The sequence below is a fragment of the Sphingobacterium puteale genome (assembly GCF_050986225.1).
In the GTDB taxonomy this organism is placed as follows: domain Bacteria; phylum Bacteroidota; class Bacteroidia; order Sphingobacteriales; family Sphingobacteriaceae; genus Sphingobacterium; species Sphingobacterium puteale.
The window spans coordinates 5,967,720-5,993,415 of sequence record NZ_CP158959.1 but is presented as its reverse complement, the minus strand read 5'-3'; the positions used below and the strand labels follow the sequence as shown (position 1 = coordinate 5,993,415).

Genomic DNA, 25,696 nt, shown 5'->3' with positions numbered 1-25,696 from the left:
TATCCATGCACCAACTGAAAAGATATCATAACATCGAAGAATGGGCGATCGAATTTGTTGGCACACCCATCCTGGTTGGATTTACGATCCTATATCTCCATAAAAGTGCCCGACGATGTAATGTGCTCAATGAAGTTGACTTTAGCCCTTCATCCATTTTAGCCGCTTTTCAGCTGTGAGTAATTCGGTGTCCCATGTAAGGAATTGGATTACATATTTGATTTACTTATTTTTGATAAATGAAAGCATTTCGTTTAGATAGATCAGCGTTCAAAGCACAAACTGCCGAGGAGGCTGCAAATCATTCACCTTATTATGCGCGTTTGAGTTGGCAACAGCGGCTCGAAATCGCACTATATTTAAATAGTGTGGCCTATAATTTTCCATTAGAGAATCCTCCAAAAATGGATAGGAGCAAATTTAAAGTTTCTTCAAGAGGATAATTACAACTTATTATGGCAAATATTTTTAATGAAGATTTTAGAGATTTTGTTGCAGCGTTAAATAAGAACGAGGTAAGATATATATTGGTTGGAGGTTTTGCGGTAATTTTACATGGTTACTCGCGTACAACCGGTGATATGGATATTTGGGTGGACAGAACTTCGGAAAATTATTTGAAATTGCAAGCAGCATTCTCAGACTTTGGAATGCCCGTGTTTGATATGACTGAGGATAATTTTCTAAACCATCCAATATGGGATGTTTTTACATTTGGAATTCCTCCTGTCGCGATTGACATTATGTTAAAAGTAAAAGGCTTAGATTTTGAGGAGAATTTTAATCAGGCTGTGCTTTTTGAAGATGATAACCTTAAAATACGTACCCTGCATAAAAACAGGCTATTAGAGGCAAAGAAATCTAGTAATAGACCTAAAGATCTCGATGATATTCAAAATTTAACCGATCCTAATCTTTTATAGAATTTATTCAATTTTTGACCAACTGATAGGAAGATAATCCTTTATTATTGAGTTGCTATATACGCTCAGTTATTTCCAATTTACCGTCCCAATTGCCCCTTTCACCGACTTTTTCCGAACGTTAGTCTAAATGTAATAAAATAGCATCATGCGTTGTCTTACTTTTGAATCAGAATCTTAAAGGAAATGATGCAACAAAATCAATATCCTTGCGACAATTATAAAAGAGACAAAAAAACTAACAATATAAAGTATAAAAGGTTATGAAAACTTTAATAAAAACATTCGCGGCAGCAGCTTTGATCACGGTATCAACATGTACAATGGCAGCAAGTAATCCCGGAAAAGCATTGAACCTATCCACAGCTGACTTGGCTATAGATAGCTATGTATCGGTGATGACCGAAGGAGTATCCGGTGGAGTGGAGCAATTATTTACCTCCGATTTTAGCCAAAAGATCCAAGGTCAGAATGGACGTACCAATAAACGCTCAGAAGTGATTTCCTTTTTGAAAAAACAAAAAGGAGAAAAACTCAACTGTAGCACAAATACGGAGATCTTAGAGGAATCCGAAAATTACATGGTCGCACGCATTACAATGAAATTCGACGATTTTATAAAAACTGATCTCGTTACCTTAGTAAATGAAGCCGGAAGCTGGAAGGTTGCAAGTTCGGTAAACTCATACAAATAGCAACTGTTTAATTAAATTCATATGTTTATTTTTAGCCACGTCGTGATGATGTGGCTATTTTTTTTCACATCATCCCTGAGATCGTATTTTCCATTCATTCAGAATCTGTATCGACATTTTAGCTAAGCCCTAATCAAAAGTAAACGCGGTATTCGATCTCAAGTTGCCGGCGGATTTTTTTTCATCATTATATAAGTAAGAATATTTTATAGTATTGTTTTTTAAATATATTGATATTCAGAAGTTTGTGTTTTTATTTGTCGTAAATGTATAATGCATCGTTAATGTTTTTTTTGAAATTAATATCAATAGTTAATAACAAATTAGATTTAAGGACGTTTTATTATCTATAAGTATATGTAACAAAATTGATATAAATGAACGGATTTTAACGTATCGATGTTTCAAATTTGTTACATGTATTTCCATTTTTGCTTGGAACGTCATTATTTCAATTAGTTTCTTATTATAAATATTTAACGTATGATGCACCCCCTAAACCACACTCTCCTCATTGCCTGCGGTTTTGTTCTTTTCTGCCACTCAGGGCAGGCTCACACGACCGAAATCAAGTACCGCACTAATGTAGTTGGGCGTACCAAACCGCTTTCTTTCCTTGCGGTTGACACGATCGGAATTAGCGGTAAAGTCACAGATTCATTGGGAACAGCACTTGCAGGAGTGGTCGTTACCGAAAAGAAAACGGGCAATAGCGGATTGTCAGATCAAACTGGAGCGTTCAGACTTTCAGCGGACCCTAATGGTGTATTAGTTTTTATAAAAACTGGATTTGCCATTAAAGAAGTTCCTGTAAACAATCAAAAACTTATAGAAGTCGTCCTGTCGCCTGGTACTGCGGAGGTGCAAACAGATTCGACAGCCAATAGCAGGGATTCTTCGTCCACTGTCGCAGCTGGTCGGGATAGCACGACAAAAGTTACTGCCGGCCGGGATAGTATAACTGTTGCTGGCCAGGATAGCACTAAAAACGCCGCTGGTAATCAGGATAGCACTAAGAACGTTGCTGGGAGTCCGAAGGGTTCGGGTGGTGCAGTGACCGCTGGAAAGGCATCAGTGACGGGAACTGTAACTGGGCCCAAGGGGCCGCTGCCGGGAGTTACCGTAGCGGTAGTCGGTACAAATGTGTCTGCAAGTACAGATGAATCCGGTAAATTTCAAATTGCCGCTGGCCCGAAGAACGAACTCAGGTTTTCTTCGCTCGGCTTCGAAGCAGTCACGCAGCTCGTTGGAGATCGGAAGGATATACAGGTCGTGCTTAGCGGTGAAACGAAAGTGCTTGATTCTGTACAAGTTGTTGCGGTAGGTTACGGTACGATGGATCGCGCGACATTACCGAGTGCGGTATCAAGTATCGGTGCTAATGAGATCAAAGACGAAGTATTGCCAAGTATTACCCAGGCCATACAGGGTAAGGCGGGCGGGGTTCAGGTTACCCAAAAGTCTGGCTCTCCGGGAGGAGGGATAAGTATCAGGGTAAGAGGTACAACATCGATCAATGCAAGTTCAGACCCATTATATGTTGTCGATGGTATTCCAGTCAACAGTACGACCAACTTCACGGGAGGGTCTACATTTGATTTTGGAGGCGGTACCCAAGGGATCAATGTGCTATCCTCGATCAATCCCTCTGATGTCCAATCCATCGAGATATTAAAAGATGCGGCATCCTCATCAATCTATGGTTCAAGAGCTGCAAACGGCGTCGTCCTGATCACTACGAAAAAAGGCGTAGCTGGACAAAGTGAGTTCAACTTTAATATGTACGAAGGATTCTCACAGGTGCCGAAAGAAAGGTATTACGATTTTATGAATACCGAGCAGTATCAGGATTATATGAAAGATTATTACAAAATCTTACAGCAACAGGATCCTAAAGCGGTTATTCCCGAGCAGATATTCTCCAATCCGAATGTCAATACGAACTGGCAGGATGCCATCTTCAGAAATGCAGGAACCAGGAATTACGAGCTTTCATCAAGGGGTGGAAGTGAAAAGACACAATATTACACATCTGTTGGCTACATGAAGCAGGGCGGTGTACTGTTGGGATCCGACTTCAACCGCTTAAGCGGTCGTATAAATCTGGACCATCAGCACAATGAAAAACTTAGATTTTCTACTGCAATCAACCTAACCAGAGCTGTCAACAAACGTGTTCAGGAAGAGAATTCAAAAGAAGGAGCCACTAAGAGTGGCATATTTTCTCCGCCCAACTTAGCGGTGCGTGACGAGACAGGCAACTTTGTATATGACCAGGTGAGGGCGACACGTGAAAATCCTGTCGCTATGCTGACGCTTCCGACCAATGAAGCGCAGACTTTTCGCGTATTGGCAAATGCCAGCGCAGAATACAATATAGTCCCAGAGCTTTTACTAAAGACAAGCTTTGGTACAGACATCAGTTTTATTGACGAGACATTCTTTATGCCCCCTGTGGGGCTTCGTTCGTATGCGAGTCAGGGTGGTATCGGCGCACGCCGCAATACCAGGGATCAGCTTTGGATCAATGAGACAACACTGACCTATGACAAGAAATTTGGTGATCATAGCATCAATGCCTTAGCTGGCTTTTCGGTTCAGGAATCCAGGCTTGAGTTTGTTCATGGACAACGTTCAAATTTCCCCAATAATGATATCCCTTATATTACGGCCGGAGGGGTTATTACCGGTGCAAATTCGTATCCCGAAGAATGGGCTATTGCTTCTGGATTTGCCCGTGCAACATATATCTATAAAGATAAATACATCCTCAATGCGAATGTGCGCTCGGATGGCTCATCACGATTCGGGGCTGACAACCGTTGGGCAGTATTTCCTTCATTCGCAGGAGCATGGCGACTTACAGAAGAAGATTTCCTAAAGGATTCTAAGGTGCTCGATGATTTAAAACTTCGTGCGAGCTGGGGGATTACCGGGAATCAAAATATCGGCAATTATGCCAGTCGTTCTTTATATTCTAGTGGCTACAACTACATGGGGCTGGCGGGGTTTGTGCCCAATGTATTGGGCGATCGTAATTTAAAATGGGAGACCACCAATCAGTGGAATGTTGGTGTAGATGCCGGGTTCCTGGGAAATAGAATTTCAATATTGGCCGATTACTATTACAAGAAAACAACGGACTTGCTAATCGGACTGCCTATTCTGACTAGTTCAGGTTATCTCACCCGGTTTACTAACTCCGGTGATATTGAAAATAAAGGTTTCGAATTTGAACTGACGACTAAAAACTTAGTCGGCGAATTCAAGTGGACCACTTCGCTGAACATGACTTTTAATAGAAATAAAGTAGTTGCTTTACCTGAGGGATTGACAGAAATGCGTGGCGGGGTAGGTGATCTGAACCGTGCAATAGTGGGACAACCCCTTGGCGTATTCTATGGCTGGCAAGCGACAGGTGTAAATCCACAGACAGGGATGATCGATTACCTAGGTGCGGATGGCTCTGCCGTAACACCTACAGACTACAAAGATCAAAGGATGATCGGCGATCCTAATCCATCGTTCTTTGGCGGTATTACCAATAATTTTGCTTATAAGAATTTTGATTTAAGTATCCAGGGGCAATTCACTTATGGGAATGATATCTTCAATTATAACCTGGCTTCGGGACTGGAAGGATTCAACCCGAGTTCCAATCAGTTTGTTGACTTTGTCGATAGATGGAGATCACCCGGCGATATTACCGACGTTCCGAGGCCGGCACCCGGGGACCTGAGCAATGGTGCAATATCCTCAAGGTTTGTCGAAGACGGCTCATTCTTTAGAATTAGAAATATCACATTCGGTTATACATTGCCGTCCAGTATCGCGGAGAAGATCAAAATGAAAAAACTCCGTTGGTATGCTACTGTGCAGAATGCTTTTGTATTTACAAGCTATAGAGGTTATGACCCAGAGGTGAGTTCAAGTCATGGCGGTGCCAATACCGGACTGATCTATGGGTATGACTATGGCAGTTATCCACAGCCGCGTATATTCACTACCGGTGTTAACGTAACGTTCTAAGACACTCAATAAATCACGATGATGCCTGCGGTCCGGATTCACGATTCACTGTTTATAAACCGCTCCCGGGACAAGCACAACAGGGATAATAAACGGAGTATGGCAAGCTCGTTTAAGCAATTTAAAATATATACTCGTAAATAATTTGTACGGATGAAAAGAAATAAAATAATATTACTTTGTTTGGTGACCATGATGGCTTCTTTTGCAATATCATGTTCCAAATTCTTAGATCGAGACCCGCTTGGACAGATAACCCAAGATGAATTTTTCAATTCCGAAACCAATGCTAATGCTGCTGTTTTGGGGATGTACCGGACGATGATGAATTCATTCTCTTTTGGTCAGTCTATCATTGTTGTTCCAGAGTTTTCGGCAGCTCATGTTCGGCATGCTGCAAGTTTTCCCGAATACGAAAACTTTTTCGAGCACAGAATACAAGCCATCAATCCTTGGATAGCCAATATATGGCAGGCTGTGTATACCGCGGTCAATGCGGCCAACCAAGTTATTGAGGAAGTGCCTAAAATGACCGGGGCCATGATCACGGAAGACAAGAAAAAGATGTTTGTTGGCGAAGCTAAATTTATAAGAGCGCTGAACTATTTTTTTCTGGTACGTGCCTTTGGTAAAGCACCGCTGAAACTTTCCTATACCAAAGAAGGGGATAATATTGATATCGCTGAATCTGACAAAGCAGCACTCTATACACAGATTGTTAAGGATCTAACGGATGCGATTTCTGCGCTTCCCATAGAGAACCCAAATACAGGTGATGCTGCCAAGGGACGAGCTTCTCATTGGGCAGCGAAAGCGTTGCTGGCAAAGGTCTACCTGTATCAGGCTTCCATTACCAATGACTATAAAAAAGCAGCGGATATGGCAAATGAAGTTCTGACAGCAGGTGGCTTTAACCTAGTGACGGATTACAGTACAATTTGGACGACACAAAATACAAACGAGGCTATTTTCGAAATCCAATTTGACGATCAGGCAACGAATCCGCTTGCAGCGGTTGCAAATGACAATCCCAGCGTGCTGTTCTTTGCCAAAGATTCTGCAATCCTTGACCTATATTCGGAGCAGGACAAACGAAAGGATTTTACTGTGAAAAAAGGAAGTAATAATAATTACTTCATGGGCAAGTTTCCAAATTTCTCGCCAGCCAGTCAAAACCTTACTGTTATCCGGCTTGCGGAGATTTACCTGATCCATGCCGAGGCTAAAGCACGTGTAGATAATAGTGTGAGTACAGCAGCTTACAACTCGTTGAAAGCTGTACAGGCACGTGCAGGTGTCACGGTTCCAATAGATACCTACAGTAATTTGGACGCCTTCATCACCGCCGTGCAGGAAGAAAAAGAAAGGGAACTTATGTTTGAAGGTGAGACTTGGTTTGATTTTGGCCGCACGAAATTAGCGCTTAAAAAATATGAAAATCTGAAAGATGAGAAATTCCTTTTATATCCTATTCCTTCTGCACAGATAAGTTTAGGGACTGGTCTTACACAAAATCCGGGATATTAATAATTGTGCCGAATTTTCCCCTGCGCTGATATAAACTTAAGCCACTTCATCAATGAGGTGGCTTTTTCTATCATATTCTGAGTTGTTAACATTGTTATTAACATTATGTGGAAAACTCAATCGCTTTAATTGCAGTTCTGTTGAAGGAACCTAATAATTATTTAACCTGGTAATTTGTAATTTACTCTAACGATTTATTAATTTATACAGATATTAACAACCATTATGAAGTATTATTTACATTTTCCGGTGAAACTTATTTGTTTTCTTCTATTCAACCTTTGTGGATTGAGTCTTTCAGCACAAATCGCCTTTACCACATATCATAAAAAAGATGGTGATGAAACTGAACAAAAAGATTCGGCCTATTTTTTAAGGACAGTCCATGTCGATGCCAAGGGCAAAGATAAGATCTATCGAATTGAGGAATATTATCTGCGCAACGACTCGATCAAACTCAACGGTATCAGTAAGAATGGACCTAACCCATTCCAATTTCAAGGTAAGAAATATGAATTCTATGAAAATGGTACATTAAAGAGCCTAGAGAATTTTACCGATGAAGGAGAGCTCGTGGATTCTGAAAATGATGGTTTTTTATCCTAGCGAACTTTACAAAAAGAAGTTACAAGTTAAAAAGCCAATCTACATTGTATATTATGATTCTCTTCAGAACAAGACATTGGAAAATGGAAATGGACGTATTCGCTTTAATGTAGAAGGAAAAGAGGAATATGAAGAAGGTGAAATTGTTAATAATTTACGTGAGGGAGAATGGAAAGGATGGATGGGAAAAGATTCCTTTGTGGAAAATTATAGTCAGGATAGTTTATTATCGGGGGCTTTAACAAAGGCGAATGGCGCTATTGTTCAATATGATTCAACGACTTATAAAGTCAATCCAGAGTATCCGGGAGGAATATATAAGATGATGACTTTTGTTGCCAGAAATTTTGACTACCCAAAAGAGGCCATGAAAAATGGTGTCAGCGGTATTGTGGAGATAGATTTTGTCATCAATAAAATTGGCGAGGTTGAGGATATTAAGGTCAAGCAGGATTTGGGGTTTGGTACTGGGGAAGCCGGTATACGTGTCGTAAAGAAATTTGGGAAGTGGAAGCCCGGATTGCGACGAGGCGAGCCTGTGCGTGTGGCATATACCCTCCCAATACGATTGAATTTAAGATAAAACTCAGAAACTCATTGAAAGTCGAAAAGCCTCCCATTTGGGAGGCTTTTCTTTGTTAAAGGTTCTAGCAGAACTATTTTTTTAAGCTTTCAGCACCTTGTATAATCCCTTCGACTACCGTTGGATCCTGTAGCGTTGAGGTATCTCCCAAATTGCTGATATCCCCTTCAGCAATCTTGCGTAGAATACGACGCATAATCTTACCGGAGCGTGTTTTTGGCAGGTCCTTGACAAACTGGATAATATCCGGTTTGGCAATAGGGCCAATAATACGCGATACAGTCTCCATGATATCTTTCCGCGTAGCATCTGCATCGGTATGGTGATTGGCGATAACATAGGCATAGATACCTTGGCCTTTGACTGGGTGCGGGTAGCCGACTATAGCGGATTCCACAACATCAGCGTGCATATTAATGGCATTTTCTACTTCAGCAGTACCGATGCGGTGGCCGGATACATTCAAGACATCATCCACACGGCCCGTGATCTTGTAATATCCTTCTGGACTACGGTAACAACCATCGCCCGTAAAGTACATGTCTTTGTAGGTGGAGAAGTATGTTTGTCTACAGCGGTCATGATCTCCCCAAGTCGTCCGTAACATACCCGGCCAAGGGAATTTGATGCATAGATTACCTGTTACATCATTGCCCTCGATCTCTTTTCCGTTCTCGTCCATCAATGCGGGTTGTATTCCCGGCATCGGGAACATGGCATAACTTGCTTTTTCGGGCGTAACGCCAGCTAATGAGGTGATCAGGTGACCCCCATTTTCCGTCTGCCAATAGGTGTCCACGACGGGACAGTTCTTTTTGCCTACTTTCTCGTTAAACCAGTTCCAGGCTTCTTCGTTGATAGGCTCGCCTACTGAACCCAGTACGCGCAGGGATGAAAGATCATTTTTATTGACATATTCATCGCCAAAAGCCATTAATGAACGTAAGGCTGTAGGAGAGGTGTAGATGATATTGACTTTAAATTTATCAACGATATCCCAATAACGGCTCGCATCTGGGAATGTTGGGATACCTTCAAACATCAATGACGTTGCACCTTGAGATAATGGTCCGTAAACAATATAGCTATGACCAGTAATCCAACCAATGTCAGCAGTACAGAAAAATACATCATTTGGTTGATACTGGAAGGTATTCATAAAGGTATATCCTGTGTAGACCATATAGCCACCACAGGTATGTACTACACCTTTGGGTTTGCCTGTAGATCCTGACGTATAAAGGATAAATAAAGTATCCTCGGCATCCATTTCTTCTGCAGGGCAGGCTGGGTTACCTTGCGTTTCTACTTTCTTGATCTCATCTTCCCACCATACATCACGCCCCTTGATCATGGATACTGGTGTACGTGTACGTGTCAATACAATGACTTTCTCTACACTATCACATTGCATCAACGCATCATCCACAATATTTTTAAGGCCAATGGTTTTATTACCACGGTAACTGCCATCGGAAGTCACGATCAATTTGCATTCCGCATCCTCAATACGATCCGCAATCGAACGCGCAGAGAATCCGCCAAAGACAACGGAATGGATAGCACCGATACGCGCACAGGCCAGTACCGCAATCACCAATTCAGGTACCATCGGCAAATAGATACAGACACGGTCACCTTTTTTGATATTGTTGTTCTTTAATACATTGGCAAATTGCTCGACCTTCTGTAGCAATTGTTTGTAGGAAAGGATGCGGTGCGCTTCATTTGGGTCATTTGGTTCCCAGATAATCGCAGGTTTATCGCCATTGGCATAAATATGACGGTCTAGGCAGTTCTCAGTAATGTTTAATTTTGCACCTTCAAACCATTTGATACTAGGTTCCTCAAAATTCCAGTTCAGCACGTTGTTCCACTTCCTCTTCCAGAAAAAATGATCCGCTATGCTCGCCCAAAACTCCTCAGGTTGTTCTACACTTCGCTTATATTCGCTTTGATATTCTTCAAATGATTTTATTTGTAGGCTCATTGTTATAGGATTATTATGAATTATTTTAATTTATAAAGTTATCGTTGCGAAATTGTTTTTGATACTTCAATTTCGGTGTACAATTTAGCGGTTTTTGCCCATTTTATCAACATTTTGATGTTTAATATAATGTTAAACTACTTTTATTTATCAAGATTGTTATCTTGCGGTAAGTTTAGACGAGCATGTTGTTTCTAAGAAAGATATTCTATATCAGCATCTATACGAATATTTTGATTGCATTGGCCGCCATGGCGCAATGTGCACTGACTTATATCATATTTGAACGGCCAATCAATTTATATATAGTTCTGGTTGAGGGAACAGCAACATTGTTGCTCTATAATTTTAGCTTATGGTGGTCTAAGCCCAAAAATCCAAAAGAATCAAATTTTGCACGCACCCGTTGGATATTTAACAATGAGTGGGTAATGTGGCTTAATAATGTCATTGCATTGATTGTTCTTGGGTACTGTTTGCTACATATTCACTTGTATTCATTCTTGTTTTTAGGCTTTATAGGAATATTGAGCTTATTGTACGGAATGCCTCTATTTACCTTCCATAATCGAAAAGTGGGATTGCGGCAAATACCAGGGGCCAAAATCTTTCATATCGCTTTGGTTTGGGTTTGTAGTAGTGTGGTACTCCCTTATGTCGAGTTGTTCAATATAGGGGATACGATAGCGCGTTGGGTATTTGCTGCACTTTGTGTACTCAAATTTATATTCTTGATTATTTGCACACTACCTTTTGATATCCGTGACATTCAGCAGGATTCTTACTATCATCTGCGCACGCTGCCCAATATGCTAGGGGAGCAGAAAGCGAAAAATCTAACTTATAGCCTGTTGTTATTACATAGTTTGTTAATCCTTGTTGCGCCATATCTGCTATGGATCAAGTTGGGACTGATCTTAACCAATATACTGATATATGCACTCCTAAAACTGGCGGTTTTCAAAACAAAAGATCACTACCATTATGCCTACTTATTGGACGGTAGCTTAGTGCTACAATTTTTGATCGTGGTGTTGTTTAAATCATTTTCATAGTCCCCGAAGACGCATAAAGAACAAGGGCTTTAATTAGAGGAACTTGAGGCCAATAAGTGTCATCTTTGTTAAAGCGTTTCCTGAAGCTTTAAAAATGCAATAATCTTATCTGCAGCAACTGCCGATAATTTGTAATAGCTTTCAAATGTCCAACCTGCTACGTGGGGGGACAAAATTACATTGTCTCTACTAATAAGGTCTGGATACCAGGTCTGCTCGGCAAGCTTAGGAAACTTTTCAACAGGGAGCACATCAAAGGCTGCGCCAAGGATCCGGCCTTTGTCAAGACCGTTTAATACAGCCGGTACCTGTACAATTCCACCCCTAGCGCCTAATAGGAAGAAGATAGGTTTGCTAAACTTCGATAAATAAGCATCATCAATCATTTCCTTTGTTTCGGCGGTCAGCGGAATATGGAAGCTAATAATATCCGCTTGTGCATAGATATTCTCCATAGTGGACTCTTCTGCATACTGGTCCGTATAGTCGGTCCGATATTTATCATAAGCCAGTATCTTCACGTCAAAGCCCGAAAGTTTTTTGGCCATAGCCATACCATTATGTCCATAGCCAATCAGACCAATTGTACGCCCTTTAAGTTCATAGCCACGGTTGGCTTCGCGCAACCACTGGCCAGCCCGCACTTGTTGATCGCCCCGGTTGAGATTGTTCATCAAGCTTAACAACATGCCGATCATGTGTTCGCCGACAGCATCTCGATTACCCTCATTGGCCGGAATCAATATAACCTGTTTCTGTGCCGCAATTTTATCATCAATATTATCCATTCCGGCCCCTGCTCTGGCGATGAAACCTAAGTTGGGCGCTAAGTCAAGAAAAGGTTTGTCTACCTGAAATTTAGAGCGGATAACCAGACCTGAATAGTTCGCAATGATTCTTTCCGCTTCTTCGCGATCAATGTCAGGCTGGTAGTCATAAGCGATCCCCGCCTGCTCAAATTTCTCCAACATAATTTCGTGGATGTCATCGACAATCAAAATATTAGCTTTCATGGTCACGGTTTATTTGCATAAAGTCTACGGACAATAATTTATTCAACTGTTGTTGCTTAAGCCTATTTGGCATAATTTTCATAAAGAAATTGCGCATGCCAATCAAAGCAAGTTTATCCCATTGCGCGATTTTCCCGATTCGCCACGAAGTATTGCAGATATAGTTGACACGGTCCAAGCGACGTTTTTCAAATCGGGAGAAGGCTTTGGGTATCGAAGATGCTGTTTTTAATTCGTCCAACAATACCGCGACATCTTCTATGGCCTGACAGGCACCTTGTCCCAAGTTGGGGGTGGTGGCATGACCGGCATCTCCGAGTAAAAGGATATTGTCAAAAGCAAGCTGTCGTAATGGGACGATATCGATAATGTCATTCCAGATCAATTCCGTATCCTTCGTCTCTAATAGAATTGTCGGAATAGGGGCGTGGTAATCTTTGAAATTATCCAACAGATCCGCCGTGGTCCAATTCTTTAAATGTTGATTTTGTTGTACACTATTGATACAGGCGTACCAATAAATACGATTGCCAACAAGAGGCGTCATACCAAACCTGCCTTTTGCGCCCCATGTTTCTGTGCTTTTTTTGAGTTGGATACTGCTATTGTCAATTGTCGCCCGCCAACAGGTGTAGCCTGAATAGCGAGGGATTGATGTCGGCAGCAACTGTTGGCGTATAAGGGAGTGCACACCGTCAGCAACAAGTAAAGCGTTACCCATTACTTGGCTACCATCGGCAAAATGAACGCGGATCTGTTCACCTAATCGCTCAAAAGACAGCGCACGTTTGCCAAGATGGATTTGACTGTCGGGAATCTTTGACAGAAGAAATCGGTGCAGGTCTGCTCGGTGTATGGCAAAGTTGTCCTGTTTGTATTTTTGACTGATTGTTTTGGTATTCGGTTCGACCAAAATATTTCCTTTTTGATCCAGAACATTATAAGAACCAAGATAATGTCCAATTTGGCTGATTTCATCTTTTAGTCCCAAATGATCCAAAGCCTGCATGGCATTAGCGGCGAGACCAAATCCGGCCCCTATTCCTTTGAGTTCAGGCACACTTTCATAAACATGAGCTTCAATACCTAACTGTCTCAGGCCAATTGCGGCACATAATCCAGCGATACCTCCACCAACGATGATAAATGTGCTATCTGTTAAATTCATCTCAAAGACTATTTGCGATCTCGTTGGTCAAGCTAACGAAGTCATCTACTGTCAATCGTTCGGCCCGCAGCTCATATAGCGGATTGTCTGACATTTTATCTTTTGGGACAACGCCTGAAAGCGAGTTCCGCAAGGTTTTGCGACGTTGATTGAAGCCCGCTTTAACGACCCGCCAGAACAGCTTCTCGTCACAGGCTAATTGTTCACGGTCATTTCGCGTCATGCGAATGACACCCGACAATACTTTGGGTGGTGGATTAAATGCTCCTGCCTTTACGGTAAAGAGATATTCTACTTTATAGTACGCCTGTAAGAATACGCTCAGGATACCATATTCTTTACTGCCTGCTTTCGCTGTACAGCGCTCAGCGACCTCTTTTTGAAACATACCTGTCATCTGAACAACACGTTGACGCTCGTCCAAAATTTTGAAGAGGATCTGTGAGGAAATATTATAGGGAAAATTGCCGATGATAGCCATTTTTTCACCAAAATATTGTGAAAAGTCAAGGTTTAGAAAATCGCCATGGATCAATCTTTTTCCCAATTGCGGATATTTGTCATCCAGATAGGCGACCGATTCATCATCCACATCGATCAGATAGGTCTCATATTCTTCTTTCTGTAATAGAAAATCTGAAAGGACACCCATTCCCGGACCGACTTCGAGTACTTGGCTAAAACCCAATTTAGGATCCAATGCTTCTACAATACGTTGCGCGGCATTCTTATCGTTTAAGAAATGCTGTCCTAAATGTTTTTTTGCTCTAACTGTACTCATGATGCAAAATTAGAAATTTAAAAGCTTTATAAAGTAAAAAGTCAAAAGTAAAAATTCAAATGGACAGAAAGTTTTTAGACCAGAGACTTGTTCGCCCAAAATCTTAATACGCATATCTAACTACTCAATACTAAAAAAAAATCCCTATTTTTGAGTCAAAGCATTTAAAAAAGGATGAGTGATAAACTAAAAATCGGAATTACCGTAGGAGATATTAACGGCATTGGACTTGAAGTAATTATTAAGTCATTGGTGGATCAACGTATGTGCGATTTTTTTACGCCGATTGTTTATGGAAATACAAAAGTTGCCTCTTTTCACCGAAAAGCGATCGGAGTAAACGATTTTAGTTTTAACGTCATCAATGATGCTGAACAGGCCCATTCCAAACGGGCGAATATGATCAATTGCTGGCAGGAAGATGTTAAGATCTCTTTGGGTGAGGAAAATGAAATCGGGGGCAAATATGCTTTTTTGTCTCTCGAGCGAGCAATCGATGATTTGAAAGCCGGTAAAATTGATGCATTGGTGACTGCACCGATAAACAAACATAATATTCAACAGGAGGGGTTCCAATTTCCTGGGCATACCGAATATTTGCAGGCAAAGGTTGGAGCTGATGATGTGCTGATGTTTATGGTCTGTGATGAGCTGCGTATTGGTGTGGTGACAGGTCATATCCCATTACACGATGTGGCTACGAATATCACTGAAGAGGCAATTTTGAAAAAGCTCGTTCTGATGAACGAATCTTTGAAAAAGGATTTCTGGGTTGAGAAACCCAAAATAGCCGTTTTGGGACTTAACCCACATGCTGGAGATCACGGGATTATCGGAACCGAAGACGACCAGATTATTCGACCAACGGTTGAAAAAGCAAATGAACAGGGGATTTTCTGTTTTGGCCCCTATCCTGCAGATGGTTTCTTTGCAAAAGGCGCTTATGAGAAATTTGACGCCGTACTGGCCATGTACCACGATCAGGGACTGATTCCTTTCAAACATATCGCCAAGGGAGGCGGTGTAAATTATACGGCTGGATTATCCATTGTGCGTACTTCGCCGGATCATGGTACAGGGTACGATATCGCAGGGAAAAACCTGGCGTCACCGAGCTCATTTGTAGAGGCAATTTTTACTGCGGTCCATATTGTGAAACGCCGCCGGGAACAAGCTGAATTATTGAAGAACCCATTGGCCTTCCGCAAATTGTCCAAAGACCGGGATTAGGCCTGTAATAATTGCTGATTTTTTTTGATCTATAGCGGTATAAGTGTCAAGTTAAGCAGATGACGAGAATCACATTGTCATTAAGGAGTTATAATGATTCCAGCGTGACAAGGTAAACACCGGTCGTATCTGCATAGAGTTTGTACGATCAAAATCTCAATTCTAATAGCGCAATGCCTAATACTAAAAAAAAGTATTACTTTTGCAAACTGTTTGGTTTTTTACCTCCTGTTCTAACTATGTACGATAATTTACAACATCCAATATTTTCAATCATCAAAGAGCTCGCCGAGCAGACAAATACCGAGTGTTATGTCATCGGAGGCTATGTACGCGACTATATTATGCGGCGTCCATTCAAGAATGATGTGGATATTGTTGTGGTAGGAAGTGGTATTGAGTTTGCAACTTTGCTGGGTGAAAAAATTCATACTAAAGTCTCAGTCTACAAAAACTTTGGTACCGCAATGCTCGTTTTTGAGGGCTTGAATGTTGAATTTGTTGGCGCAAGGAGGGAATCCTACCGTGCGGACTCCCGGAAGCCGATCGTGGAGGATGGCACATTGGGCGATGATCAGAATCGCCGTGATTTTACAATCAATGCCATGGCTTTTTCGTTGAATAAGGCTGATTATGGTACCTTGGTAGATCCGTTTGAAGGTGTAAAAGACCTTGAACAACGTATTATCCGGACCCCGCTAGATCCAATAGAAACCTTTTCAGACGATCCCTTGCGTATGATGCGTGCAATCCGTTTTGCAACTCAGCTAAATTTTAAAATTGACATTGAGGCCATTAAAGCGATCACGGATACGAAAGAACGCATCAAGATCATTTCAAAAGAACGGATTATCGACGAAATCAATAAGATCATTCTTTCACCTAAACCCTCTGTAGGCTTTAAATATCTTTTTGATACGGGCCTACTGGAATTGATCTTCCCCGCAATGTACAACCTGCATGGTGTTGATATTATTGATGGAAAGGGGCATAAGGATAATTTTTACCATACATTGGAGGTATTGGATAATGTGTGTGAACTTTCTGAGGACCTCTGGTTACGTTGGGCTGCTATAATGCATGATATTGCCAAGCCGGCGACAAAACGTTTCGATAAAAAATTGGGCTGGACGTTTCATGGACATGAAGACCGTGGTGCACGGATGGTGCCGAAGCTTTTTGCCGAACTGAAATTACCATTGAATGAAAAGATGAAATTTGTACAGAAACTTGTACAATTGCATCTTCGTCCGATTGTGCTGGCACAGGATACGGTCACCGACTCTGCCGTTCGACGTTTACTATTTGAGGCCGATGACGACATCGATGCCCTGATGATGTTGTGTCATGCGGACGTGACAACGAAGAACGAGTTTAAAAAGAAAAAATACCGCCAGAATTTTGAACTTGTCAAGCAAAAGCTAAAGGACGTTGAAGAACGTGACAAGATTAGAAATTGGCAACCACCCATCAGTGGCGAAGATATTATGACACTTTTTGGACTGACACCGGGACGTGTTGTCGGACAGTTGAAAAATCTGATCCGCGAAGCTATTTTGGAAGGTGATATCCCCAATTCCCGGGTCGAAGCCTATCAATATTTAGTTCGTAAAGCCGGAGACATGGGCTTGGAGGTCAAGCAAGAAATCCCATTGGAAATTTCCAATTCTTAAAATATAGTATTAATTTTAAACTGCTAAAAAGAAGAATACATAAAAGATGGCAATTTATAGATTTAGAGTTACTTTTGAAGATTATGAAGATGTATATCGCGAAATTGATATGCCTTCCAAAAGTACATTTTTAGACATGCATGAGGAAATCCATAAAACGACAGGCTACGCGCCAGATGCTTCTTCCTCTTTCTACGTAAGCAATGATCAGTGGAAAAAAGGAACAGAAATTGCTTTTAAACCCACGCAGCGTAAGAAAGATACAGAAGTTTTGTTGATGGAGAATATTCGCCTGAGCAAGTTTATTGATGATCCACACCAAAAATTTTATTACATCTATAACTTTGACCGTCCTTATGATTTTCAGGTGGAACTGATCAAAATTTTGAAGGAGGAAGCGGGTAAAGCGTATCCGGCTTTGTTCAAATCTGTCGGTCAGGTGCCTAAAACAATGACCGCGGCTAATTTTCCGGTGTCAGATGCTGTTGAAGAAGATGATTATGTTGAAGAAGATGATACGCAATACGGTGTGGATGACGAGGATGAATTGGATGGATTTGACAGCGACGACGAGGATGAAGAGGGAGAAGGCGAGGAGGAGCGTGAAGAATCAAGCGGCTACGAAGACGAATATTAATTGAAAATGCCTTCAATGCGGATTTGAGCATCTGAAGCACATATTATGGCAAACAAAAAAACACTGATAGCCATTGTAGGTCCGACTGCTGTTGGAAAAACTGCAATGGCTATTTCATTGGCTCAATATTTTAAAACCGAAATCATTTCTGCCGATTCCCGGCAGTTTTATCGGGAGATGACCATCGGTACGGCTAAGCCGGACGCAGAAGAACTGGCCGGTGCCCCACATCACTTTATAAATTCACATTCCATTCGTCAGGATTATTCTGCGGGCGATTTTGAGCGCGAAGCCTTACTCAGACTGAATGAACTTTTCAAACAGCATGATGTTGTTATTATGGTCGGTGGATCCGGATTATTTGTTCGCGCACTCTGTGAAGGTCTGGATGACCTTCCCAAGGCCGGGGAAGAGGTGCGAGAGCGGCTTAATAGCGAAATGGAGCAATTGGGGATCGAACAGATGAAGGAACGCTTAAAAACAATTGATCCAGCCTACTATAAAGTCGCTGACATTGATAATCCACAGCGTGTCGTGCGCGCCCTCGAAGTGTTTGAAGCTACAGGCAAGCCAATGTCCTTTTATCATAGGAAAGATGTCGATAAAAGACCGTTTGATATTTTGACGATAGGGTTAAATATGGAGCGTTCCCAATTGTATGCACGGATCAATCTTCGGGTAGATCGTATGATGGAAACTGGTTTGCTGGAGGAGGTAAAATCATTGATTCCTTTTAGAAGCAAGCCCGCTTTGCTTACAGTAGGGTACGCCGAATTATTTGACTTTCTCGACGGAAATATCTCCTTGGGAGATGCTGTGGACAAAATCAAACAGAATTCAAGACGTTATGCAAAGCGTCAGATTACCTGGTTTAAAAAATATGGCGATACTTTCTGGTTCCAGCCTACTGAGACGGGGGATATCATTGATTTTATACAGACTAAACTTCTTGATGGCAATAAGGAGAACTAGTCGACCCTATCGCATAAAAAAAGGCAGTTGATGATCCCCAACTGCCCTTTTTATTATGGATTATCCTTTTATTTCACCAAGTAGTTCCATCCAAATGAATCAGCTAATTTACCGTAGCGCAATTCATTCAGGTAATTTAAGACTTTATTGGAGAACTCGCGGCCTTCTACCGGAGGTAAGTTGTAGTCTTGTCCTTCAAAACCGATACGGCTGATGTGTGTTATTGTTGCTGCTGTTCCAGCGGCAAATGCTTCGGTTACTGTTCCCGATTTGATGCCATCGATAAGCTCCTGAACGGATACTTTTCGCTGTTCGGTTTTATAGCCCCATTTATCCGCTAATTCCATAATGGTACGACGGGTTACACCATGTAAGATGGTATCGCCATGCGGCGTGATAATGGTGTCGCCAATACGGAAAATCAGGTTTGCAGTACCGGCTTCTTCAATATATTTGTGTTCAGCTGCGTCAGTCCACATAATTTGATCGTAGCCTTCATCATTAGCCAATTGGGTAGGGTAAAGCGACAATGCATAATTACCCGCATTTTTCGAGAATCCAACACCGCCTTCGGCTGCACGGGTATAGTAAGTTTCAACTTTTAAGCTAATTGGTTTACTATAATAAGCACCTACCGGTCCCGTAATAATGATAAATTTATACGATTTGGATGGATGTACGCCCAAAGCTGCTTCTGTACCGAACATAAATGGGCGGATATATAAAGAAGAACCTTCTTTAGCAGGAACCCAATTCCGGTCAATATCCAATAGCTTGCTCAGTCCATCCATGAAAATTTCTTCAGGGACTTCAGGCATCTGAAGACGGGCTGCTGATTTGTTGAATCTTTCCCAGTTTCTATCCGGACGAAAGATACTCACCGTACCATCCGCAAATTTATAAGCTTTAATGCCTTCAAATATCGCCTGACCATAATGTAAAGCAGACATCGAAGGACTGATACTGATGTCTCCATAAGGGACGATGCTGACACTTTTCCATTCACCATCATCATAGTCTGCGACCAGCATGTGGTCGGATAATATCTTTCCGAATTTTAGATTGTCGAAATCTACTTGCGAGAGTCTTGAATTTTGAGTTGGCTCTACGCGAATTGAATAGTTCTCTGTCGCGTTCATCTTATTTTTTATATTACTTAGGCTAAGTTAGGAAAAATTGAAATATAAACCGCACTTTGTCCGGATAATTTCCCGTTCGGCACAATGCCTTTTATTTCGGACAGTCATTCTCCAAATGACTACACTTTTTATATAAAAATGAAAGATTTGACTAAGAAATTTTTGGAATCTGTCTATTATTAATTAATTGTGTTAATTTTATATTAATTAACACCTCTCTTGCATTTATGGCATAAAGTTTGGAAATCAAGAATGCAGCCATGTATGGGCATTTGGTTTGCTTTACGCTATAAAATCACTTATCATAAAATAAACTTAGTATGGAATTGACTCACAGTCTTAACAAAAGCAATGAAGTAACATCGGGTGAAACTCGCGAATTGTTACAGCGTGATGTTGAAATTCAAAAGAAAGGTATTTCTGTGAATTTTATCCTTGGTTTTTTTGTGTTTTTGTATAAAACCGCAATTAAACCCTAAACAAAGAGATTAGCCAAAAATATATTGGAAAAATTTTGGCTAATCTCCACTAGGACAGACTTCAGGTCAATCTTGTAAAATCTTCAAAAGCGGATCGAGATACTCTCTATTATTGCTCAGCCTTGGAACTTTATTCTGTCCACCTAATTTACCCCTAGACTTCATCCATTTATAAAAAGTGTCTGACGGCGCATTATGGACTATTGGTGCTTGCAATGCCATGTTCTTAAATCGTTTCGCGTCATAATCCGAATTGATTTCCCGCAACTTGGCATCCAATATTTCACAAAAGCGATTAAAATCGTTAGGCTGCTGTTCGAATTCGATAACCCATTCGTGTGCGCCAGCTTCTGCTTCCCGAAAATATACCGGACCCGCGGTATAATCTTTAATTCGAGCATTTGTCAATTTGCTTGCTTCCGCCAACGCTTGTTCGGCATTGTCCACGATCACTTCTTCTCCAAATGTATTGATGTATTGTTTTGTGCGGCCTGATATCTGAAAACGGTAAGGTGACAGTGATGTAAACTTGATCGTATCCCCTATCTTATAACGCCATAGTCCAGCATTGGTGGATATGATCAGCGCATAATTCTTGCCGATTTCTACTTGATCCAGGCGTAGCGTTGTCGGGTTTTCCTCATGTAATCTTTCCACCGGAAGGAATTCATAATAGATCCCATAGTCCAGCATCAGCAGCAGATCTTCGGAATCCGATTTGTCCTGTAACCCAAAATACCCCTCGGAGGCATTGTAGTTCTCGAGATAATACATCTTGTCTGAGGGAATCAGCTTGTGAAATTGCTCGCGGTAAGGCTTGAAACTTACGCCACCGTGACCATAAAATTCCAGATTTGGCCATACCTCCAATAAATTATCTTTGCCCGTGATTTCCAAAATACGTTTGGCCATTACAATGTTCCAGGTTGGCACACCCGCTAGACTGGTTACATTTTCCTTAATGGTGATTTGGGCTATCTGCTCAATTTTCTCTTCAAAATTGGGATTTAAGGTCACCTCCATATTCGGGGTTCGCTTGAATTCTGCCCAAAAAGGGAGATTTCGGATCAGGATCGAAGATAAATCCCCATAATAGGAGTCTGGGCTGAAGTTATTGATCTGGGAAGAGCCGCCGATGACAACCGATTTTCCCGTGAAAACACGGTTTTCGGGTCTATTGTGGCAGTAGATGGTCAACATGTCCTTACCGCCCTGAAAATGACATTCTTCAAGAGCCTCTTCACTGACGGGGATAAATTTGCTACGGTCAGAGGTTGTTCCCGAAGATTTTGCAAACCATTTGATGTCCGAAGGCCACAGAATATTCTGCTCACCTTTGATCATGCGGTCTACATAACCTTTGATATCATCATAGTCCTGTATAGGGACACGTTCTTTAAATATTTCAGGTGTGAGTATACTCGTGTAATCGTATTTCTTTCCCCATTCTGTTGCCTCTGCGGTAGAGATTAAACTTTGGAACCATTCTTCTTGTACATCGTGCGGATATTTCATAAAAAGTTCGATCTGGTGAATCCTTTTTTTCATGAACCAAGTAAAAATGGAGTTTAATAAGGCCATAGCGGGTATTCTTTTTGCTTTAAAATTTTTTCCTTCTCAATTCAAAGTGACGGCCCAGATAGAATTTCCGTGCCAGCTCATTGTCGGCAATTTCCTCAGGTGTACCGGTAAGCATAATCTTGCCTTCGGTCAAAAGATACGCTCTATCCGTAATGGATAAGGTCTCCTGTACATTGTGATCCGTGATTAGAATACCTATATTACGCGTCTTGAGTTTTGCTACGATCGTTTGTATTTCCTCTACGGCAATAGGATCGACCCCCGCAAATGGTTCATCCAGAAGGATAAAAGAAGGATTTGCAGCTAATGCACGGGCAATTTCGGTACGCCGGCGTTCCCCCCCTGACAAAAGATCACCTCTGTTTTTACGAACACGGTGCAGACTAAATTCGGACAATAATTCCTCCAGTTTGGCCATACGTTCTTCTTTATTGGGGTAATGGATCTCCAGTACGGCAAGAATATTATTCTCCACGGATAACTTGCGGAAGACAGAAGCCTCCTGAGCCAAATAACCTATTCCACGTTGTGCGCGTTGATACATCGCATCTTGCGTGATCTCTTGGTCGTCTAAGAAAACTTTTCCTTCATTGGGCTTGATCAGACCAACAATCATATAGAAGGAGGTCGTTTTACCGGCACCATTTGGCCCTAATAATCCGACAATTTCTCCTTGTTCTACATGAAAGGATACGTCGTTGACAACAGTACGTTGTTTATATTTTTTTATGAGATGCTCTGCCTTTAAAATCATCTTCTTGATCTATCTTGTTGCTATAAGTTTGTGCTCTACTTTTTCCGCAATATACCAGATGACCTGAATTTAATGCGGAAATTACGGTTGGAGCATGTTGATGCAAATCTATTGTAAATATATTAATATCTTCTTAGTATTAAGTATCATGGTCGTAGTATTTAGATCATTCTAAACCCCACAAAACCTAAATTCACGTACTCGTTATCCATCCGTAATAATACTAATATCGAATTCCCTTGATATTGAGCTGTAAGTTCCTTTTGCTGCGCCAGACGTTTTCCTCGATACTATAGCAGATATCAAAACTCTGGCCTGAATTGATAAGACTGATGTGTTCGGCCAATCCAAAACCGATGCAATCAAAAGATGCGGAATCTTCCTGTACAACCGTCATTTTTAAATGATTGGTACCGACAGGAAAAGCCGGACCTACCGCACTTACTTTTTTGCTCAAGAATACCGGAGCTTCATTTTGTGGGCCAAATGGTTCAAACTGTTGGAGTATACGGAAAAACTTTGCGTCTATATCCTTCAGCTGAAGTTTGGCGTCGATCAGAATTTCCTGTGTCAGCATCTCCGGACTGATTCTTCGGGCAACAACCTCTTCAAAGCGATCTTGAAACAGACTTACATTGTCAAGAGACATGGTTAGTCCAGCGGCGTATTTATGTCCTCCGAACTGTTCGAGCAGGTCGGCACATTCGTTTAGGGCCTCATATAAATCAAATCCGATCACTGACCTGCAGGATCCCGCGATATGACCATTTGTTTCTGTCAATATAATGGTCGGGCGGTAATATTTCTCGGTCAATCGTGAGGCAACGATACCGATAACACCTTTATGCCAGTCTGCTTTGTACAGTACAGTAGATTTTCGGCTTTTGAGAACGACATTCTCCTCAATGAGTGCCAATGCCTCCTCGGTTATCTTTAGGTCAAAATCCTTGCGGACATTATTTTGGTCATCAATACTCGAACTGAAATCTTTGGCCTCCTGTAAGGATTTTGAAATTAATAATTTAACAGCATCCTTGGCATGGTCGATCCTTCCGGCGGCATTAATGCGCGGCCCGATCTGGAAGACAATATCATTGACCGTGAAGGTCTTTGTTCTATTATTGGAAAGGTCTATCAGGGCTTTTAGTCCAACACAAGGGTTGGTATTGAGCTTGATTAATCCAAAATGGCTTAAGATTCTGTTCTCTCCGGTGATCGGAACAATATCTGAAGCGATACTGACCGCGACCAGATCCAAAAACTGATAACAGGCATTGATATCCATACCATTGGTCAGGATGAAAGCCTGAATGATCTTGAATCCGATGCCACAACCCGAAAGTTCTTTATACGGATAATCACAATCGGCACGTTTTGGATCTAACACGGCGAAAGCCTTCGGAAGTTCTTCTCCCGGCAGATGGTGGTCGCCAATGATAAAGTCTATCCCTTTGTTGTTGGCATACGCAATCTTATCGATGGCCTTTATGCCGCAATCCAATGCAATAATTAAAGTAAATCCATTTGCAGCAGCATAATCAATACCTTGTGTAGATATACCATAACCCTCCGCATAACGGTCGGGAATATAAAACTCAAGCTGACTATGGAATTCTCTGAAGAAGCTGTAGACTACGGCAACGGCTGTTGTGCCATCGACATCGTAGTCACCATAGATTAAAATTTTTTCTTTGTTGCCAATGGCCTGGATGATTCGGGATATGGCTTTTTCCATATCTTTCATCAAAAATGGATCGTGCAAATCAGACAATTGTGGTCTAAAAAACTGTTTTGCTTCATCAAAACTTCCAATGCCCCTGCTGACAAGCAACTCTGTTAATACAGCGTTGATATTTAATTCCTCGCGCAGTTTGTTGGTTATTTTGACATCAGTTTTAGATTTTAGTACCCACCTTTTTTGCATATCTTTGCACAATATTTTAAGTGTAAATATACGTTTTAAGGCTGGACTTACCTAATTCCTAAACCTGGTATTGACCATCTGTTGCTTAACGTGCATATTCCCAATGTTTTAAATATGGTGCAGGCTTATTCTCTATATGAAGGTTCTTTTTCCGTTGATAAAAGTAGAAAATTCGTTCCCTTTGATCCGGCTGTGGATGATCCGAAAGATCGTCCCGGATCCATGTTTATCCATGTTCATCCTTTTTTGATCAAAACAGAATCAGGTATTGTGATCTGTGATACCGGCCTGGGGCATACGGACGACCGTGGTGTGCTGAAGCTGTACAATAATATCCGCAAATTAGGTTATGAGCCCGATGATGTAAAATATGTATTGATGTCACATCTGCATAAAGATCATGCCGGTGGTATGGTAAAAACGGAAGAAGGCTCGCCCCGTATTGCATTTCCGGAGGCTGAGTATATTGTGCAAAGGGGCGAATGGGAGGATGCCTATTCTGGTATCTCCAGTTCCTACCGTACAGAAATTTTTGATGTCGTCCAACGGAGCGGAAACCTCGTGTTGGTCGAGGGGGAAGGAGAGATAAATACCGAGATCAGCTATGTGCATAATGGCGGACATACACCAAATCACCAGGCCTTTCACATCCGTACAGGGGGAGAGCACTATTTTTTCGGAGGTGATGTGTTGCCTGAACCCGAGGAAATTTTTCATAATTATGTAGCCAAATACGATTTTGACGGACGACGCTCGAAAGAGCTCCGGCAGCGGTATTGGACAGAGGGGGCTCCCGAAGGCTGGATTTTTCTGTTCTATCACTCTAAAAATATAACCATGGGCCGTAGCCAGCTGCGTCCTGACGGAAGTTACAAACTTATTGAGGCCAGGTAGAGAAAAAATGATATGCCAATGAAAAGCATTGTGGAATTCAAAT

General features: G+C 41.5%; 22 protein-coding genes. 14 read left to right on the top strand and 8 right to left on the bottom strand.

The genetic code is table 11. From position 1 onward, the window contains the following. Positions 1-5 precede the first annotated feature (5 nt). The 8 genes from ABTV71_RS25160 to ABTV71_RS25125 all read left to right on the top strand — a co-directional run bounded on the left by ABTV71_RS25160 (position 6) and on the right by ABTV71_RS25125 (position 8,363). Positions 6-179 carry a hypothetical protein gene (locus ABTV71_RS25160; protein WP_433901462.1) on the top strand — a complete coding sequence of 58 codons (174 nt, stop codon included), beginning with the start codon at positions 6-8 and terminating at the stop codon, positions 177-179. A 60-nt stretch (positions 180-239) separates the two neighbouring features. Beyond that, the gene (locus ABTV71_RS25155; protein ID WP_172396349.1) at positions 240-443 is read left to right on the top strand and encodes a hypothetical protein; all 204 of its coding nucleotides are present in this window, start codon (positions 240-242) and stop codon (positions 441-443) included. Between the two features lie 12 nt (positions 444-455). Beyond that, the gene (locus ABTV71_RS25150) at positions 456-923 is read left to right on the top strand and encodes a DUF6036 family nucleotidyltransferase (protein WP_172396350.1); all 468 of its coding nucleotides are present in this window, start codon (positions 456-458) and stop codon (positions 921-923) included. A gap of 263 nt (positions 924-1,186) precedes the next feature. Then, positions 1,187-1,618 (top strand): nuclear transport factor 2 family protein, encoded by a 432-nt coding sequence (locus ABTV71_RS25145; protein ID WP_433901461.1) that lies wholly within the window; start codon positions 1,187-1,189, stop codon positions 1,616-1,618. Positions 1,619-2,101: 483 nt separating this feature from the next. After that, positions 2,102-5,647, top strand: a complete 3,546-nt coding sequence (locus tag ABTV71_RS25140; RefSeq protein ID WP_433901460.1) for a SusC/RagA family TonB-linked outer membrane protein — start codon at positions 2,102-2,104, stop codon at positions 5,645-5,647. 153 nt (positions 5,648-5,800) lie between these two features. After that, complete coding sequence (locus ABTV71_RS25135; protein ID WP_433901459.1) at positions 5,801-7,174, top strand: RagB/SusD family nutrient uptake outer membrane protein; 1,374 nt, start codon at positions 5,801-5,803, stop codon at positions 7,172-7,174. A 225-nt stretch (positions 7,175-7,399) separates the two neighbouring features. Then, positions 7,400-7,780 carry a hypothetical protein gene (locus tag ABTV71_RS25130; protein WP_433901458.1) on the top strand — a complete coding sequence of 127 codons (381 nt, stop codon included), beginning with the start codon at positions 7,400-7,402 and terminating at the stop codon, positions 7,778-7,780. After that, complete coding sequence (locus ABTV71_RS25125) at positions 7,761-8,363, top strand: energy transducer TonB (RefSeq protein ID WP_433901457.1); 603 nt, start codon at positions 7,761-7,763, stop codon at positions 8,361-8,363. The genes ABTV71_RS25130 and ABTV71_RS25125 overlap by 20 nt, the downstream gene beginning before the upstream one ends. A 73-nt stretch (positions 8,364-8,436) precedes the next feature. On the opposite strand, the gene acs is transcribed toward ABTV71_RS25125, so the two are convergent. Next, a complete protein-coding gene (gene acs, locus ABTV71_RS25120) occupies positions 8,437-10,353 on the bottom strand; it encodes an acetate--CoA ligase (RefSeq protein WP_433901456.1) in 1,917 nt (638 codons plus the stop codon). Positions 10,354-10,538: 185 nt separating this feature from the next. Here acs and ABTV71_RS25115 point away from each other — a divergent pair, with 185 nt between their 5' ends. Beyond that, the gene (locus tag ABTV71_RS25115) at positions 10,539-11,408 is read left to right on the top strand and encodes a hypothetical protein (RefSeq protein ID WP_121120542.1); all 870 of its coding nucleotides are present in this window, start codon (positions 10,539-10,541) and stop codon (positions 11,406-11,408) included. 68 nt (positions 11,409-11,476) lie between these two features. Here ABTV71_RS25115 and ABTV71_RS25110 read toward each other — a convergent pair whose 3' ends face one another. From ABTV71_RS25110 to rsmA, 3 genes are read right to left on the bottom strand one after another with little or no spacing between them, the layout of a single operon-like run. Then, a complete protein-coding gene (locus ABTV71_RS25110; RefSeq protein WP_433901455.1) occupies positions 11,477-12,421 on the bottom strand; it encodes an NAD(P)-dependent oxidoreductase in 945 nt (314 codons plus the stop codon). Next, positions 12,411-13,589: an FAD-dependent monooxygenase gene (locus ABTV71_RS25105; RefSeq protein WP_433901454.1), complete on the bottom strand. Its 1,179-nt coding sequence runs from the start codon at positions 13,587-13,589 to the stop codon at positions 12,411-12,413. The genes ABTV71_RS25110 and ABTV71_RS25105 overlap by 11 nt, the downstream gene beginning before the upstream one ends. Before the next feature lies 1 nt (position 13,590). Next, a complete protein-coding gene (rsmA, locus tag ABTV71_RS25100) occupies positions 13,591-14,370 on the bottom strand; it encodes a 16S rRNA (adenine(1518)-N(6)/adenine(1519)-N(6))-dimethyltransferase RsmA (RefSeq protein ID WP_433901453.1) in 780 nt (259 codons plus the stop codon). Between the two features lie 174 nt (positions 14,371-14,544). On the opposite strand from rsmA, the gene pdxA reads away from it, so the two are divergent. The 4 genes from pdxA (at position 14,545) to miaA (ending at position 18,882) form a co-directional block, all read left to right on the top strand. Further along, positions 14,545-15,600 (top strand): 4-hydroxythreonine-4-phosphate dehydrogenase PdxA, encoded by a 1,056-nt coding sequence (gene pdxA, locus ABTV71_RS25095; protein ID WP_121120538.1) that lies wholly within the window; start codon positions 14,545-14,547, stop codon positions 15,598-15,600. A gap of 239 nt (positions 15,601-15,839) precedes the next feature. Continuing rightward, positions 15,840-17,273: a CCA tRNA nucleotidyltransferase gene (locus ABTV71_RS25090; RefSeq protein ID WP_433901452.1), complete on the top strand. Its 1,434-nt coding sequence runs from the start codon at positions 15,840-15,842 to the stop codon at positions 17,271-17,273. Between the two features lie 46 nt (positions 17,274-17,319). Next, a complete protein-coding gene (locus ABTV71_RS25085; protein WP_121120536.1) occupies positions 17,320-17,910 on the top strand; it encodes an IS1096 element passenger TnpR family protein in 591 nt (196 codons plus the stop codon). A 45-nt stretch (positions 17,911-17,955) separates the two neighbouring features. After that, positions 17,956-18,882 (top strand): tRNA (adenosine(37)-N6)-dimethylallyltransferase MiaA, encoded by a 927-nt coding sequence (miaA, locus tag ABTV71_RS25080; RefSeq protein WP_433901451.1) that lies wholly within the window; start codon positions 17,956-17,958, stop codon positions 18,880-18,882. Between the two features lie 68 nt (positions 18,883-18,950). Here miaA and ABTV71_RS25075 read toward each other — a convergent pair whose 3' ends face one another. From ABTV71_RS25075 to recJ, 4 genes are all read right to left on the bottom strand, one after another. After that, on the bottom strand, positions 18,951-20,021 hold the full coding sequence (locus tag ABTV71_RS25075) for a branched-chain amino acid aminotransferase (RefSeq protein ID WP_121120534.1): 1,071 nt from the start codon (positions 20,019-20,021) through the stop codon (positions 18,951-18,953). Positions 20,022-20,566: 545 nt separating this feature from the next. Then, a complete protein-coding gene (locus ABTV71_RS25070) occupies positions 20,567-22,081 on the bottom strand; it encodes a GH3 auxin-responsive promoter family protein (RefSeq protein WP_433901450.1) in 1,515 nt (504 codons plus the stop codon). 19 nt (positions 22,082-22,100) lie between these two features. Further along, a complete protein-coding gene (gene lptB, locus ABTV71_RS25065) occupies positions 22,101-22,835 on the bottom strand; it encodes an LPS export ABC transporter ATP-binding protein (protein ID WP_121120532.1) in 735 nt (244 codons plus the stop codon). A 223-nt stretch (positions 22,836-23,058) separates the two neighbouring features. After that, the gene (recJ, locus tag ABTV71_RS25060) at positions 23,059-24,759 is read right to left on the bottom strand and encodes a single-stranded-DNA-specific exonuclease RecJ (protein WP_121120531.1); all 1,701 of its coding nucleotides are present in this window, start codon (positions 24,757-24,759) and stop codon (positions 23,059-23,061) included. Between the two features lie 90 nt (positions 24,760-24,849). Here recJ and ABTV71_RS25055 point away from each other — a divergent pair, with 90 nt between their 5' ends. Beyond that, positions 24,850-25,653 (top strand): MBL fold metallo-hydrolase, encoded by an 804-nt coding sequence (locus ABTV71_RS25055; RefSeq protein ID WP_433901449.1) that lies wholly within the window; start codon positions 24,850-24,852, stop codon positions 25,651-25,653. Positions 25,654-25,696 lie beyond the last annotated feature (43 nt).

Excerpts from the sequence above, each read along its gene's own strand:
- ABTV71_RS25160 (WP_433901462.1), top strand. The coding sequence starts at position 6 with ATGCACCAACTGAAAAGATATCATAACATCGAAGAATGGGCGATCGAA.
- ABTV71_RS25155 (WP_172396349.1), top strand. The coding sequence starts at position 240 with ATGAAAGCATTTCGTTTAGATAGATCAGCGTTCAAAGCACAAACTGCC.
- ABTV71_RS25150 (WP_172396350.1), top strand. The coding sequence starts at position 456 with ATGGCAAATATTTTTAATGAAGATTTTAGAGATTTTGTTGCAGCGTTA.
- ABTV71_RS25145 (WP_433901461.1), top strand. The coding sequence starts at position 1,187 with ATGAAAACTTTAATAAAAACATTCGCGGCAGCAGCTTTGATCACGGTA.
- ABTV71_RS25140 (WP_433901460.1), top strand. The coding sequence starts at position 2,102 with ATGATGCACCCCCTAAACCACACTCTCCTCATTGCCTGCGGTTTTGTT.
- ABTV71_RS25135 (WP_433901459.1), top strand. The coding sequence starts at position 5,801 with ATGAAAAGAAATAAAATAATATTACTTTGTTTGGTGACCATGATGGCT.
- ABTV71_RS25130 (WP_433901458.1), top strand. The coding sequence starts at position 7,400 with ATGAAGTATTATTTACATTTTCCGGTGAAACTTATTTGTTTTCTTCTA.
- ABTV71_RS25125 (WP_433901457.1), top strand. The coding sequence starts at position 7,761 with ATGATGGTTTTTTATCCTAGCGAACTTTACAAAAAGAAGTTACAAGTT.
- acs (WP_433901456.1), bottom strand. The coding sequence starts at position 10,353 with ATGAGCCTACAAATAAAATCATTTGAAGAATATCAAAGCGAATATAAG.
- ABTV71_RS25115 (WP_121120542.1), top strand. The coding sequence starts at position 10,539 with ATGTTGTTTCTAAGAAAGATATTCTATATCAGCATCTATACGAATATT.
- ABTV71_RS25110 (WP_433901455.1), bottom strand. The coding sequence starts at position 12,421 with ATGAAAGCTAATATTTTGATTGTCGATGACATCCACGAAATTATGTTG.
- ABTV71_RS25105 (WP_433901454.1), bottom strand. The coding sequence starts at position 13,589 with ATGAATTTAACAGATAGCACATTTATCATCGTTGGTGGAGGTATCGCT.
- rsmA (WP_433901453.1), bottom strand. The coding sequence starts at position 14,370 with ATGAGTACAGTTAGAGCAAAAAAACATTTAGGACAGCATTTCTTAAAC.
- pdxA (WP_121120538.1), top strand. The coding sequence starts at position 14,545 with ATGAGTGATAAACTAAAAATCGGAATTACCGTAGGAGATATTAACGGC.
- ABTV71_RS25090 (WP_433901452.1), top strand. The coding sequence starts at position 15,840 with ATGTACGATAATTTACAACATCCAATATTTTCAATCATCAAAGAGCTC.
- ABTV71_RS25085 (WP_121120536.1), top strand. The coding sequence starts at position 17,320 with ATGGCAATTTATAGATTTAGAGTTACTTTTGAAGATTATGAAGATGTA.
- miaA (WP_433901451.1), top strand. The coding sequence starts at position 17,956 with ATGGCAAACAAAAAAACACTGATAGCCATTGTAGGTCCGACTGCTGTT.
- ABTV71_RS25075 (WP_121120534.1), bottom strand. The coding sequence starts at position 20,021 with ATGAACGCGACAGAGAACTATTCAATTCGCGTAGAGCCAACTCAAAAT.
- ABTV71_RS25070 (WP_433901450.1), bottom strand. The coding sequence starts at position 22,081 with ATGGCCTTATTAAACTCCATTTTTACTTGGTTCATGAAAAAAAGGATT.
- lptB (WP_121120532.1), bottom strand. The coding sequence starts at position 22,835 with ATGATTTTAAAGGCAGAGCATCTCATAAAAAAATATAAACAACGTACT.
- recJ (WP_121120531.1), bottom strand. The coding sequence starts at position 24,759 with ATGCAAAAAAGGTGGGTACTAAAATCTAAAACTGATGTCAAAATAACC.